The organism is Rhizobium sp. BG4 (genome assembly GCF_016864575.1).
Classification (GTDB): Bacteria; Pseudomonadota; Alphaproteobacteria; order Rhizobiales; family Rhizobiaceae; genus Rhizobium.
Map to the genome: position 1 here is coordinate 1,088,748 of NZ_CP044126.1, position 13,057 is coordinate 1,101,804.

The 13,057-nt window shown below is 63.1% G+C and carries 12 protein-coding genes; 9 read left to right on the top strand and 3 right to left on the bottom strand.

Annotation, left to right across the window (positions count from 1 at the left end; translation table 11 throughout):
- Window position 1: 1 nt before the first annotated feature.
- The 7 genes from F2982_RS25195 to F2982_RS25225 all read left to right on the top strand — a co-directional run bounded on the left by F2982_RS25195 (window position 2) and on the right by F2982_RS25225 (window position 6,580).
- Window positions 2–1,516, top strand: coding sequence for an aldehyde dehydrogenase (locus F2982_RS25195; RefSeq protein ID WP_203430303.1), 1,515 nt, complete (start codon window positions 2–4; stop codon window positions 1,514–1,516).
- 39 nt (window positions 1,517–1,555) lie between these two features.
- On the top strand, window positions 1,556–2,632 hold the full coding sequence (locus F2982_RS25200) for an LLM class flavin-dependent oxidoreductase (protein WP_130280507.1): 1,077 nt from the start codon (window positions 1,556–1,558) through the stop codon (window positions 2,630–2,632).
- A 1-nt stretch (window position 2,633) separates the two neighbouring features.
- Window positions 2,634–3,443 carry an alpha/beta fold hydrolase gene (locus tag F2982_RS25205; RefSeq protein ID WP_203430304.1) on the top strand — a complete coding sequence of 270 codons (810 nt, stop codon included), beginning with the start codon at window positions 2,634–2,636 and terminating at the stop codon, window positions 3,441–3,443.
- Window positions 3,436–3,825: a carboxymuconolactone decarboxylase family protein gene (locus tag F2982_RS25210; protein ID WP_112714771.1), complete on the top strand. Its 390-nt coding sequence runs from the start codon at window positions 3,436–3,438 to the stop codon at window positions 3,823–3,825. The genes F2982_RS25205 and F2982_RS25210 overlap by 8 nt, the downstream gene beginning before the upstream one ends.
- A gap of 145 nt (window positions 3,826–3,970) precedes the next feature.
- On the top strand, window positions 3,971–4,804 hold the full coding sequence (locus F2982_RS25215) for a transporter substrate-binding domain-containing protein (RefSeq protein ID WP_130280511.1): 834 nt from the start codon (window positions 3,971–3,973) through the stop codon (window positions 4,802–4,804).
- A gap of 61 nt (window positions 4,805–4,865) precedes the next feature.
- On the top strand, window positions 4,866–5,840 hold the full coding sequence (locus F2982_RS25220) for an amino acid ABC transporter permease (protein ID WP_203430305.1): 975 nt from the start codon (window positions 4,866–4,868) through the stop codon (window positions 5,838–5,840).
- Complete coding sequence (locus F2982_RS25225; protein ID WP_281438215.1) at window positions 5,837–6,580, top strand: amino acid ABC transporter ATP-binding protein; 744 nt, start codon at window positions 5,837–5,839, stop codon at window positions 6,578–6,580. The genes F2982_RS25220 and F2982_RS25225 overlap by 4 nt, the downstream gene beginning before the upstream one ends.
- A gap of 14 nt (window positions 6,581–6,594) precedes the next feature.
- On the opposite strand, the gene F2982_RS25230 is transcribed toward F2982_RS25225, so the two are convergent.
- From F2982_RS25230 to F2982_RS25240, 3 genes are read right to left on the bottom strand one after another with little or no spacing between them, the layout of a single operon-like run.
- A complete protein-coding gene (locus tag F2982_RS25230; RefSeq protein WP_203430306.1) occupies window positions 6,595–7,683 on the bottom strand; it encodes a lactonase family protein in 1,089 nt (362 codons plus the stop codon).
- An 11-nt stretch (window positions 7,684–7,694) separates the two neighbouring features.
- Window positions 7,695–8,963 carry a glycerate kinase gene (locus tag F2982_RS25235; RefSeq protein ID WP_203430307.1) on the bottom strand — a complete coding sequence of 423 codons (1,269 nt, stop codon included), beginning with the start codon at window positions 8,961–8,963 and terminating at the stop codon, window positions 7,695–7,697.
- A 26-nt stretch (window positions 8,964–8,989) separates the two neighbouring features.
- On the bottom strand, window positions 8,990–10,600 hold the full coding sequence (locus F2982_RS25240) for a GMC family oxidoreductase N-terminal domain-containing protein (RefSeq protein ID WP_203430308.1): 1,611 nt from the start codon (window positions 10,598–10,600) through the stop codon (window positions 8,990–8,992).
- A 221-nt stretch (window positions 10,601–10,821) separates the two neighbouring features.
- Between F2982_RS25240 and F2982_RS25245 the strand changes: the two genes are divergently transcribed.
- The gene (locus tag F2982_RS25245) at window positions 10,822–11,901 is read left to right on the top strand and encodes a sugar ABC transporter substrate-binding protein (RefSeq protein ID WP_203430309.1); all 1,080 of its coding nucleotides are present in this window, start codon (window positions 10,822–10,824) and stop codon (window positions 11,899–11,901) included.
- Window positions 11,902–12,071: 170 nt separating this feature from the next.
- Complete coding sequence (locus F2982_RS25250; RefSeq protein ID WP_199625899.1) at window positions 12,072–13,055, top strand: ABC transporter permease; 984 nt, start codon at window positions 12,072–12,074, stop codon at window positions 13,053–13,055.
- The last annotated feature ends 2 nt before the right edge of the window (window positions 13,056–13,057 follow it).

Consider the following 13,057-nt stretch of genomic DNA (forward strand, 5'->3'; position numbering starts at 1 on the left):
CATGAAGACGACGGTAAGCTCCATCGAAGGGTCGCGACAGGGCCTGTTCATCAATGGCGAATTCGTGGCGCCGAAGAACGGCAACTACATCGCCAGCTACGACCCGACCACCGGCGAGCGCTGGTACGATCTGGCCGAAGCCGATGCCGACGACGTGGCAGCCGCCGTCGCGGCCGCGAATGCCGCCTTCCGCAATCCGGTCTGGCGGCGCATGACGCAGACCGACCGCGGTGCGCTGGTGCGCAAACTCGCCGAACTCGTCCGCGCCAATGCCGATACGCTTGCCGAGATCGAGACGCGCGACAACGGCAAGCTGCTGAAGGAAACCCGGGCGCAGATGCGCTCGATGCCTGATAGCTATCACTATTTCGCCGGGATGGCCGACAAGCTGCAGGGTGACACCATCCCGATCAATCGGGCCGATACGCTGAACATCAACCTGCGCGAACCGCTCGGCGTCGTCGGCATGATCACGCCCTGGAATTCGCCGCTGATGCTGCTGACCGGCACGCTGGCGCCATGCCTGGCGATCGGCAACACCGTCGTCATCAAGCCTTCGGAACATGCGACTGCCTCGACGCTGGCGCTGGCCGAACTGATCCATGAAGCCGGCTTCCCGGCCGGTGTCGTCAACGTCGTCACCGGCACCGGCAAGAGCGCTGGCGAGGCGCTGACCCGCCATCCGGGCGTTGCCAAATATGTCTTCACCGGCAGCACCGCGACCGGCCGCCGCATCGCCGGCAATGCCGCGCAGAACCTCGTGCCCTGCTCGATGGAGCTCGGTGGAAAGTCGCCGCATGTGGTCTTCGGCGATGTCGAGATCGAGCATGCCGTCAATGGCGTCGTCTCCGGCGTCTTTGCCGCTGCCGGGCAGACCTGCGTTGCCGGTTCGCGCTGCTTCGTCGAAGCCAGCATCTACGACAAGTTCATCGACGCGCTGATCGCCCGCACCGCCCGCATCCGCGTCGGCCTGCCGACGGTCGACGATACCGATATCGGCCCGCTGGCGCTCGCCGACCAGCTTTCCAAGGTCGAGGGTTACGTTGCCTCGGGCGTCAAGGAAGGCGCCAAGGTTGCGGCGGGTGGCCGCCGTCCGCAGAAGGCAGGTCTCTCGAGCGGAGGCTGGTACTACGAGCCGACCGTCATGGTCGATGCGCAAAACGACATGGGCTTCATGCGTGACGAGATCTTCGGCCCGGTGGTCGGGGTCATGCCGTTCCGCGACGAGGCGGAGATGATCGCGCTTGCCAATGACAGCCACTACGGCCTCGCCTCCGGCATCTGGACCAAGGACATCGATCGGGCCTTGCGCTTCGCCAACCAGATCGAGGCCGGCACCGTCTGGGTCAATACCTATCGCTCGGCCTCCTTCATGTCCGCGAATGGCGGCTTCAAGGAAAGCGGCTACGGACGGCGCGGCGGCTTCGAGGTGATGCATGAATTCTCGCGCCTGAAGAACGTCATCATCGATTATTCCGGCGCCATGCAGGACCCCTTCGTCATCCGTCTGAAGTGACGGCACGCACAAAACTGAACCCGAAAGGGAGGCTAGCAGATGAAATTCGCAGTATCGCTGACCATGGAACGCTTCTCGCCCGACATTCCGATGTCGACGGTCAAGAACAATCTCCTGCAATTGGCACGGATGGCCGATGAGGGCGGTTTCGAGGCGCTCTGGACTGCCGAGCACCACACGATCGAATGCACGATCTCTCCCAATCCGTTCCAGACGCTGGTCTGGCTGGCGCAGCACACTGAGCAGATCCGGCTGGGTACCTCGACGCTCGTTGCGCCCTACTGGACCCCGATCCGTCTCGCCGGCGAATCCGCGCTCTGCGATCATCTGACCAACGGTCGCCTGGAATTCGGCATCGCCCGCGGCTCCTACCAGTATGAGTTCGACCGGATGGCCGGCGGCATGCCGCAGCAGGAAGGCGTCGCCTACATGAAGGAGATCGTCCCGGCCGTGAAGAAGCTCTGGGCCGGCGACTACGCCCATGACGGGCACTACTGGAAATTTCCGACCGCCACGTCGGTGCCGAAGCCGCTGCAGCAGCCCCATCCGCCGATCTGGGTCGCGGCCCGCGATCCCGGCTCCTTCGACTGGGCGATCGCCAATGGCGCCAGCATCCTCTCCACGCCGCTCTCGCAGCCGGCAGCCGAGATCCAGGTTCTGGCCGACAAGTTCAACAAGGCGGTTGCCGATCATCCCGAGGTACCGCGCCCGCGCTTCATGATGCAGCGCCGCACCTGCGTCTACGACAAGGCCGACGGCTGGGAACTGGCGGTCAAGCACAGCATGGATTACGGCCGCGCCTTCGAAAACCTGATGCAGAATATCGGCAATGTCCGCGAAGGCTTCCCGGAAGCGGTGCCCTATGAAGCGGTCAAGGGCAAGGACAACTACAATCCGGACAATATCCGCAAGAACCTGATGTTCGGCACGCCCGACGAAGCGATCGAGAAGCTGCTGGTCTATGAAGAAGCCGGTGTCGATCAGTACTGCCTCGGCCTGACCTTCAACCTGCCCTTCGAGCTGCAGAAGCGGACGATCGAGCTGTTCGTCAAGGAAATCATGCCCTTCTTCGCCGCGCGCGAAAAGGACAAGCAGCGCAAGGCGGCGGCAGGCTGACATGGCAGAGGCACAGCGCCATACCGTCGGAGACGTGACGCTCAACTACCGGATCGACGGTAGCGGCGATCCGCTGGTCTGCATCCACGGCGTCGGCTCCTATCTGGAGGCCTGGTCGGGTGTGGTTGAGCGCCTGAAGGACAGTTTCACGATCCTGACCTTCGACCTGCGCGGCCACGGCCAATCGAGCCGGGTAAAGGGCCGCTACGAGATCGACGATTTCGTCAACGAGGCGCTGGCGCTCGCCGACAAGGCAGGCTTCTCGAGTTTCAATCTCGCCGGCTTCTCGCTCGGCGGGCTGATCGCCCAGCGCCTAGCGCTGACCCATCTCGACCGGCTGCGCAAGCTGGTGCTGCTCTCCACGGTGGCTGGCCGCACGCCGGATGAGCGGACGCGGGTTCTGGAGCGCCTCGCGGCGCTGCGGGCCGGTACGCCGGCCGATCATCACAACGCCTCGCTGTCGCGCTGGCTGACCGAAGAGTTTCAGGCTGCAAACGCCGAGACAATAGCAAGGCTTCGCCAGCGCGATGCCGAGAACGATCCGGAATGCTATGCAGCCGCCTACAGGGTGCTCGCCGAGACCGACTTCGGTGGCTTCCTCGACCAGATCCGCTGCCCGACGCTGATTGCGACGGGCGAGGACGATGCCGGATCCAATCCGCGCATGGCCCGCTACATGCACGAGCGCATCCCGGGCTCGACGCTGTCGATCCTGCCGGGCCTGCGCCATTCCATTCTCATCGAGGCGCCGGAAACGGTGGCGAACCTGATGCGCGGCTTCCTGGCCGCCACGGAGAGGAACCATGGATGAGGCGCTTAGAAAAAGCGGCGAGGCCGTTCGCCGCAAGGTGCTGGGTGACGACTATGTCGACCGCGCCATCAACGGCGCCGACAGCTTCTCGGCACCGTTCCAGGATGTGCTCAACGAATATTGCTGGGGCACGGCCTGGACCGACGAAGGGCTCGACCTAAAGCAGCGCAGCCTCCTCAACCTCGGCATGCTGGCGGCGCTGAACCGCATGCATGAATTCGGCATCCATTTTCGCGGCGCGATCCGCAATGGCCTGACCGATGACGAACTGAGGGCAGCGCTCGTGCAGATCGCGGTTTATTGCGGCATTCCGGCCGGCGTCGAAGCCTTCCGGGTCGCCCGCTCCATTCGCGACGAGATGCGCCAGAAAGGAGAACTCTGACTTCCATCGATTCAAGGAAGCGACCGGCCTGCGGCTGCTTCAAATCGCCGGAAGACGAAAAGGTCTCTTCGACATCAAGATTGCATGACGGTACGGGAATGAGCCCGGGCCAAAAACCAAGAATGACAATAAAGGGAACCATCGCATGAACAGACTGACCAAGATTTCCGCAGCGGCAGCATCGCTTGCCGTGGCTTTCGCCGCCCTCCCGGCCAATGCCGGTGCCGTCCTCGACCGCGTCATGGCGGCCAAGGACCTGAAGGTTGCGACCGACGCCAACTGGGCGCCGCAATCCTTCATGAACGAGAAGAACGAACTCGATGGCTTCGACGTCGATGTCGCCAAGGATATCGGCAAGCGTCTCGGCGTGAAGGTCGAATTCGTCACGCCCGGCTGGGACATCATCACCGCCGGCAACTGGGCGGGCCGCTGGGACATGCATGTCGGCTCGATGACGCCGACCAAGAAGCGCGCCGAGATCTTCGATTTCCCGGCCGTCTACTATTACACCCCGGCAGCCGTTGCCGTTCACAAGGACAGCAAGGCGACGAAGCTTTCCGATCTCGACGGCAAGGTGGTCGGCACCACGGCAACCTCGACCTTTGAAGCCTATGCCAAGGGCGACCTGACGCTCGATGCTGCCGGCGCGCCTCCCTTCAAATACGAGTTCAAGCCGAAGGAAGTGAAGTCCTACGCCAACTCGACCACCGCCTTCGACGACCTGCGTCTCGGTGACGGCACCCGTCTCGATGCCGTCGTCTCCTCGCTGCCGAGCATTCTCGACGCGGTGAAGGCCGGCTACCCGATCAAGCAGATCGGCGACCCGGTCTTCTACGAGCCGCTCGCTGTTGCGATCGAGCATGGCGACAAGGAATTCAACGACAAGATCGCTGAAGCCGTGAAGGGCATGCAGGCCGATGGCACACTGAGCAAGCTCTCCGTGAAGTGGTATGGCGTAGACTATACGGTCGTAAAGTAACCACCGCCAGAAGCGGACGGTCCGGGCAACCGGACCGTCGATTTGCCGCAAGGGACAAGAGATGCTTTATCCCGATACCGTCGAGTCTGAAGTGCTCGTCCATAAGCCGTGGTTCATCGCGACGATGTTTGCGGTCGTGCTGGCTTTCTTCCTGATGTTCAACATGACCGGCACGGCGATGGGCGAATTGATGCGCCCCGTCATCGGCGATCCCTCTGCCAGCGGCCTGTACGGACGTTTCGCGATCGCCTTCGTCATCGCCGTCATGTTCGTGCTCAATGTCGTGCTGATCGGCTTTGCGCCGCTCAGGGTGCAGATCGCCGTCGTCTGGCTGGAACTGCTGCTTCTGTTCCTCGCCTTCTTCGCGACCTTTCATCTGAGCCTGCCGTTCATCGCCGAAAAACTGCCCTTCATGATTACCCAGGGCTTGGTGACGACGATCTATGTCTCGGCAATCTCGATCGTCATCGCCTCGGCGATCGCCATTCTCGGCGCCGTCGCCAAGCTTTCGACCAATGGCTTCGCCTATGCGATCGCCAGTTTCTACACGTCGTTCTTCCGCGGCCTGCCGCTCCTCATGCAGGTCTACCTGATCTATCTCGGCCTGCCGCAGCTCGGCTTCGTCATCGATGCGGTTCCGGCCGGTATTCTCGCCCTGTCGCTCTGCTACGGCGCCTACATGACGGAGATTTTCCGCTCGGGCATCCAGAGCATTGATCGCGGCCAGTGGGAGGCGTCGCGCTCGATCGGCTTCGGCTTCGGCATCACCATGCGCAAGATCATCCTGCCGCAGGCACTGCCGGTCATCATCCCGCCGACCGGCAACCAGTTCATCTCCATGCTGAAGGACAGCTCGCTGGTCTCGGTGATCGGCGTCTGGGAACTGATGTTCCTCGCCCGCACGCTCGAACAGAAGACCTTCCAGCACATGGAAATGCTGATCTCCGCCGCCATGCTCTACTGGATCATGTCGATCTGCCTGGAGCTCATCCAATCCCGCATCGAGCGTCATTACGCCAGGAGCAAAGTCCGATGAACGGCGACAAGATCATCGAAGCGAAGAACGTTTCCAAGTGGTACGGCGCCTTCCAGGTGCTCAAGGATATCAACCTGACGGTCAGCAAGGGCGAGCGCATCGTCGTCTGCGGTCCCTCGGGCTCCGGCAAGTCGACGCTGATCCGCTGCTTCAACCGGCTGGAAGCGCATCAGGAAGGCGAGATTTCCGTCAACGGCATCACGCTGCACAACAAGATGCGCAATGTCGGCGAGGTCCGCAAGAATGTCGGCATGGTGTTCCAGCACTTCAATCTCTTCCCGCATATGACGGTGCTGATGAACTGCATGGTCGGGCCGATGTGGATCAAGGGCGTGCCGGAGGCAGAAGCCAAGAAGACGGCGCTGAAATTCCTGGAGCGCGTGCGCATTCCCGAACAGGCCAACAAATATCCGATCCAGCTTTCCGGCGGTCAGCAGCAGCGCGTCGCCATTGCCCGCTCGCTCTGCATGCAGCCGGCCGTGATGCTCTTCGACGAGCCGACCTCGGCGCTCGACCCGGAAATGGTCTCGGAAGTGCTGGAGACGATGACCGGGCTTGCCAAGGACGGTATGACGATGGTCTGCGTGACCCACGAAATGGGCTTCGCCCGCGCCGTCGCCGACCGGGTGATCTTCATGAATTCAGGCCAGATCGTCGAGGAAGGCAAGCCGAACGACTTCTTCACCAACCCGCAGCACGAGCGGACCAAGCTGTTCCTCAGCCAGATCCTCAAGCACTGAGCGGCTTCCGCCGCTCAGTGCTTGGCGAAACGCAAGCACATCGGCGTGCCGATGCGAATGCTCTTGCCGGTATCAACCAGCGATCCGGCTTCCGCATCGCGGGCAAAGATGCTGACGACGTCGCTGTCCTGATTGGCACAAAGCAGGTGGCCGCCTTGCGGGGCGATCGCGAGATTGCGCGGCGTCCGGCCACCGCAGGAGACCTGACCCATTGTCGAGAGCCTGCCGGTTTCGGCATCGACCGCGAAGACTGCGATGCTGTCATGGCCGCGATTGGCGCCATAGAGAAACCGTCCGTCAGGTGAAATCTGCAGGTCGGAGGCGTGGTTTGCGGCAGCGGCCTGATCGGGAACGGTCGGATAGACGCCGATCTCTTCCAATAACTTGCCGCCTGCGCCGATCCGGTAGCTTGCTACCGTCGAGTCGAGTTCGTTGATGACGAAGACGAAGCGCCCGGACGGATGCAGCGCGACATGGCGCGGTCCAGCACCTGGTCTCGTGGCAGTCTCGCTGATCTTTTCGAATTGCTCGTCTTCAAGGCTGTAAACCGTCAGCCTATCGGTGCCGAGATCGGCGACCAGCAGCAGATTGGGCGCAATCTCGGTGACGCTGTGCGGATGGCTGCGTTCCTGGCGGGCGGCATTGGGGCCGGTGCCGGATTGCGCGGCGCTGATGCGGCCGGGCGCCAGCGAGCCGTCTGCCCGGCGTTCGAAGGCGACCAGTGCCTGATCCGGACCACCCGCACCCATCGCATAATTGACGACGAAGAGATGCCGTCCATCCCGGGAAATCGCATTATGCGCCGTCGTTGCGCCAAGCGAAGGCTGCATGTTGAGGTGGTCGAGGCGTCCAGCCTTGCTGTCGAAGGACAGGGCAGTAACCAGACCCTCATACCAGCCCTCGATCTCGGAATTGGCATAGACGAGGCTGCCGTCCGGAGCCGGCGAGAAAAAGGTCGGATTGACGATCTGCGGCGCGGAAGCCAGCCGCTCGGCCGTCAGGGTCTCGTCATCGAAGAGGTGGACCGAGAGGCCATCGCCATTGGCGCCTTCGAAATAGGAGGTCGGCTGGTTGAGGGTGCCGATGAAGAGCAGATGTTTCATGGCTGGTCGCCTTACAGGATCAGGATGGCTCTGAAATCGTTGACATTTGTCCCGGTCGGGCCTGTTTCGAAGAGGTCGCCGATCGCCTGGAAGCCGCTATAGCTGTCATTGCCGTCGAGCACACGGCGCGGGTCGATACCGGCGGCGCGCAGGCGCTTGACGGTGCCGCCGTCGGCAAAGGCGCCGGCATTGTTCTCCGAGCCGTCGATGCCGTCAGTATCCGCTGCGAGCAGGTGGACATCATGGCCGTCGAGCGCGAGTGCGGCGGCGAGCGCGAATTCGCCGTTGCGGCCACCCTTGCCGCCCTTGGCGCGCAACGTCACTGTTGTCTCGCCGCCGGAGAGGATGACGACCGGCTTCGTGAAGGGGCGATCGCGGCCGCTGACTTCCCTGGCGATCGCCGCATGCACAAGCGCCACGTCGCGGGATTCGCCTTCGATCGCATCGGACAGGATCGCCGCTTCGATGCCGCTTGCGCGGGCAAGCGCTGCGGCCGCTTCCAGCGAGACGCCGGCCGAGGCGATGATGTGATGGCTGTTGCGGGCAAAGGCAGGATCATCGGGCAGGGGAGCATCGGCCCTCTCCGAATTCAGATGGTCGATCGCCGCCTGCGGCAGCTTCAGTCCGTATTGGGCGATGATCTCCAGCGCCTCGTGGCGGGTCGAGCGATCAGGGACGGTCGGTCCCGACGCGACATGCGCCGGGTTGTCGCCCGGAATGTCCGAAACGATGAGGCTGACGACGCGGGCCTTGGTCGCGGCGGCGAGACGGCCGCCCTTGATCGTCGAGAGATGCTTGCGCACGACATTCATCGCCGAGATTGGCGCGCCGGAGGCCAGCAGCATCTCGTTCAGCGCGATCTCGTCGTCGAGCGTCAGTCCCTCCGGCGGCGATGGCAGCAGCGCCGAACCGCCGCCGCAGACCAGCGCGATGACGAGGTCGTCCGCCGTCAAATCCCTGACCGTCTCGAGCAGCCGTTTCGAGGCGGCAAGGCCTGCGGCATCCGGCATCGGATGGGATGCCTCGATGATCTCGACATGTTCGGTCTCGCAGCCGTAGCCGTAGCGGGTGACGACGGCGCCTTCGAGCGGGCCGTCCCAGAGGCTTTCCAGTGCCCGCGCCATCTGCGCCGCGCCCTTGCCGGCGCCGATCACCACCGTTTTGCCCTTCGGCTTTCCCGGCAAATGCGCCCTGATCCCCGTCAGCGGGTCGGCGGCCTTGACGGCGGCGTGGAAAAGCGAAGCGAGGAATTCACGCGGCGAGGACATGGAATGGGTCATGGAATGATCTGCGCTTGATGTCGTTACTATGCGTAATCGTGCTGCGGCTGCCGCTGCAAGACGCCTTTGAGAATATCGGCCGCTTTCTCGGCAATCATGATCGTCGCGGCATTGGTATTCGACGAGATCAGCCGCGGCATGACGGAACTGTCGCAGACCCGGAGCCGATCGATGCCGCGCACCTTGAGATCCGGATCGACGACGGCATCTTCGCCACCGCCCATGCGGCATGTGCCGACGGGGTGATAGGCCGAGCGGCCGTACTGCCGGGCGAACTGCCGGTATTCCTCTTGCGTGCGGATATTGCCGTCAGGCAGATGCAGCCGTCTGACGAAGGGCCGGAAGGCCGGCTGGGAGAGGATTTCCTGGCAGATCTTGATGCCGTCGACGGCGCGTTCCAGATCGTAGGGCTCCGCAAAGGCATTGGGGTCGATTGCCGGGGGAACGGATGGATCCTTCGAGCGCAGAGTTACTGTCCCACGCGAGCGCGGCCGGACGTGATAGGAATTCAGCGTGCAGCCATTGCCGCCGGGCACGCCGCCGATCCCTTCCTCGACACCAGCCCCCGGCAGGAAGTGGAACTGCAGGTCCGGGGTCTTCTCAGCCTTGTCGCCCCACCAGAAACCGCCGCCCTCGACGATGTTCGAGGCCACCGGCCCCTTGCCGAACAGGGCGTATTCGATCCCGGCCGCGACCTGCCAATGGCGCTTCTTGTAGCGGTCGATGCCGTGCGAGCCGCTGAGTTCAGCGAGAACATCGACATCCATGTGATCCTGCAGGTTCTTGCCGACCTGCGGCAGATCTCTGACAACATCAATATCGAGCGCTCGTAGTTCGTCGGCGGGGCCGAGACCCGAGAGCATCAGCATCTTCGGCGAACCGATGGCGCCCGACGTGAGGATGACTTCGCGCTCGGCCCTCAACAGCACCGGCCGGCCGTTCTCGATGATCTCGATGCCGACGGCGCAGCCGTTCTCGATGACGATCCTGTTGACGGCGGTACCGGTGCGCACCGTCAGGTTCTTGCGATGCGCGGCGGGCTTCAGATAGCCGACGGCGGTGCTGCTGCGGCGTCCATTCTTCGTCGTTGTCTGATAGAAACCGGCGCCGGCCTGCGATCCGGCATTGAAATCGGGATTGAAGGGAAGACCGGCCTCCTGCGCGGCACGCACGAAGACGCGCGTCAGCGGATGCGGGTTCTGCGAGCTGACGCCGAGCGGTCCTTCGGTGCCGTGATGAGCGCCGCCGAATGTGTCATTGCCTTCGGACTTGCGGAAATAGGGGCGCACATCCTCGTAGCCCCAGCCAGCGCATCCCTCGAGGTCGCGCCAGCCGTCGTAATCCTCGGGGCAGCCGCGGGTGAAGACCTGGGCGTTGATCGAGCTGCCCCCGCCGAGCACGCGAGCTTGCGGATAGACCATCTTGCGCCCGGCAATCTCGCGCCCGGCCACCGTCTCATAGCCCCAAATCAGCGGGCCGGCCGTCATCTTGAAGAAGCCTACGGGGAGATGGATGTACATATTGCTGTCGCGCGGGCCGGCTTCCAGCAGGGTCACGGAAACATCAGGGTCCTCGCTCAGGCGCGCAGCAAGCACGCATCCCGCCGAGCCGCCCCCGACGATGATGTAATCGGGCATTCTCTCCTCCGTAAAATGCATGTGATGCCGGGCGCTCCTCGTTGCCGCGGCATCAATTCGCGATCACAATCTCAAGTCTCTTGCCCCTCGTCAAGAGAAAGGGTACGGTTATCGTCTTGAAGGGTTGTCGTACAAATGCTATGACGACGTTGCTTCAGATCGCGGTGCCGGGGAAAGAAGGACGGCATCGGGATCTTCGTCATTCAACGGGAGGTTTTCGAATGATCGATAAGATAAATTCGCATTTCGGCAGCATGAACCGCAGATCGTTTCTGGCAACCGTCGCGGCGGGTGCGACGGTCGCCGCCTTGCCACGGCAGCTCTTCGCCGCCGACAAGCCGACGCTTGTCACGTCCATCCGCTCGCTCTCCAACCCGTATCATGCGGTCTGGAAGACCGGTGCCGAGGCCTTCGCCTCCGCCATCGGCCTCGATCACGTAACGCTCGTCTCCGAGGGCAACAGCGAAAAGGGGATTGCCGACATCAAGGCCATGCTCGCCAAGACCGGCGGCAACATGGTGCTGAATTCCGACCCGAATGACACGCCGGATGCGCGCCCGATCGTAGAGGCCTGCGCCAAGGCTGGCGCCTATGTCGTGACCCAGTGGAACAAGCCGGCGGACCTGCATCCGAAGGACTTCAATCCGAACTACGTCTCGCATATCGAATTCGACGGCATCTCGAGCGGCAAGCAGATCGCCGAAATCCTCTTCAAGTCGATCGGCGGCTCCGGCGGCATCATCGCGCTCGGCGGCCAGATTTCCAACACGGCGGCGATCGAACGCAAGAAGGGCCTGGAAGACGCGCTGGCCGCCAACACCAACATCAAGCTCCTGGATTTCCAGGTGGCGAACTGGAAGTCGTCGGAAGCCTATGACCTGACGAGCAACCTGCTGACCCGCTTCGGCGACGACGTGAAGGGCATCTGGGCCGCCAATGACGATATGGGCACCGGCGCGCTCGAGGCGCTGCGCGCCGAAAACCTCGCAGGCAAGGTCCCGGTCGTCGGCGTCGACGGCATCAAGGCTGCGGTCGATGCGGTGCGCAAGGGCGAGTTCGCCTGCACCGTGACGTCCGATCCGTTCTGGCAGGGCGGCATGGGCCTGGCGATCGGTCTCGCCGCGCTCCAGAAGAAGTTCGACCCGGCAAAGGAGCCGGCCGACCATCGCGAATTTTACGGCAAAGCCGTGCTGATCGCGAAGGAGAATGTCGAGGAATATTACAAGACCAACATCGACTCCCATCCGACGCTCGACTGGAACGATCTCTGGGGCCGCGTCACGGGTGCGATCCGCACCTAACCCGAGCTCGTGTCTCCTCCCGCAGCCAGCGGCTCCTCCGCGGCTGCCTCCTCGCTGGCGGGCGCTTTCGGCGCCTGCCAGCAACTCCGGATGACGCAGCGAGGTGCAGTCTGTTGACCATCAATGCCGAAAACATCAAGACTATGACCAAAAGCGAACAGGCAGGTGACATGCCGACTGTTGGAAGCCGCCTGTTCGGCGGGCTCGATCGCAAGCGCTTGCGTGCCTATGCCCCGGCATTGGTGCTGATCGCACTCTGCATTCTGATCACCATCGCCAATCCCAATTTCATCGAACCGCGCAATCTCGTGCGCATCGCCAATTCCGCCGCGGTGCCGTTGACGCTTGCCATGGGCCTCACCTTCATCATCCTGCTTGGCAGCATCGACCTTTCGGTCGAGGGATCGCTGTCAGTGGCCGCGATGGTCACCGTGCTGCTCGCCACGAATGATGCGAATGCCAATGCCTATGGCTGGCTTGCCGTGATCGCCGCCATCGCCGCCAGCACGCTGATGGGCTTCACGACCGGCATCATCCAGACGTTTCTGAGGATCCCCTCCTTCATGGCGACGCTCGGCGTCTGGTTCATCGGGCTCGGGATCTCCGTCTATATGCTCGGCGGTTCGGCTGTGCGCCTGATGGATCCGTCGATCCGCGATCTGGCGCTGGCGCGCTTTCTCGGATTGCCGGTGGCAGTCTGGGTGGCGCTTGCCGCCTTCCTGATCGCCTGCACCGTTCAGTATTATACCCGGCTTGGACGCCACATCATGGCGATCGGCGGCGGTGAGGATGTGGCCGAGCTTTCGGGCATCAATCTGCGCCGCGTCCGCATCATGGCCTTCGGGCTCGCCGGCTTCTTCTTCGGCGTTGCCGGCGTGCTGGCCGCCGCCCAGCTTGGCCGTTCGGATGCGGTCATCGCCGACGGCCGCCTGTTTGCCGCCGTGACCGCCGTCGTCGTTGGCGGAACGGCGCTTACCGGTGGCGAAGGTGGGGTCATCAATACGCTGGTCGGCGTGCTGATCGTCACCGTGCTCAGCAACGGCATGATCCTGCTCGGCGTCTCCCCCTATGTGCAGCAGACCGTCCAGGGCCTGATGATCATTGCCGCCGTCGCGCTGTCGCTCGACCGCCTGCGCCTCCAGATCGTGAAGTGACC

Coding starts and splice junctions, on each gene's coding strand:
- F2982_RS25245 (WP_203430309.1), top strand. CDS start 10,822: ATGATCGATAAGATAAATTCGCATTTCGGCAGCATGAACCGCAGATCG.
- F2982_RS25220 (WP_203430305.1), top strand. CDS start 4,866: ATGCTTTATCCCGATACCGTCGAGTCTGAAGTGCTCGTCCATAAGCCG.
- F2982_RS25210 (WP_112714771.1), top strand. CDS start 3,436: ATGGATGAGGCGCTTAGAAAAAGCGGCGAGGCCGTTCGCCGCAAGGTG.
- F2982_RS25235 (WP_203430307.1), bottom strand. CDS start 8,963: ATGACCCATTCCATGTCCTCGCCGCGTGAATTCCTCGCTTCGCTTTTC.
- F2982_RS25250 (WP_199625899.1), top strand. CDS start 12,072: ATGCCGACTGTTGGAAGCCGCCTGTTCGGCGGGCTCGATCGCAAGCGC.
- F2982_RS25195 (WP_203430303.1), top strand. CDS start 2: ATGAAGACGACGGTAAGCTCCATCGAAGGGTCGCGACAGGGCCTGTTC.
- F2982_RS25200 (WP_130280507.1), top strand. CDS start 1,556: ATGAAATTCGCAGTATCGCTGACCATGGAACGCTTCTCGCCCGACATT.
- F2982_RS25215 (WP_130280511.1), top strand. CDS start 3,971: ATGAACAGACTGACCAAGATTTCCGCAGCGGCAGCATCGCTTGCCGTG.
- F2982_RS25230 (WP_203430306.1), bottom strand. CDS start 7,683: ATGAAACATCTGCTCTTCATCGGCACCCTCAACCAGCCGACCTCCTAT.
- F2982_RS25225 (WP_281438215.1), top strand. CDS start 5,837: ATGAACGGCGACAAGATCATCGAAGCGAAGAACGTTTCCAAGTGGTAC.
- F2982_RS25205 (WP_203430304.1), top strand. CDS start 2,634: ATGGCAGAGGCACAGCGCCATACCGTCGGAGACGTGACGCTCAACTAC.
- F2982_RS25240 (WP_203430308.1), bottom strand. CDS start 10,600: ATGCCCGATTACATCATCGTCGGGGGCGGCTCGGCGGGATGCGTGCTT.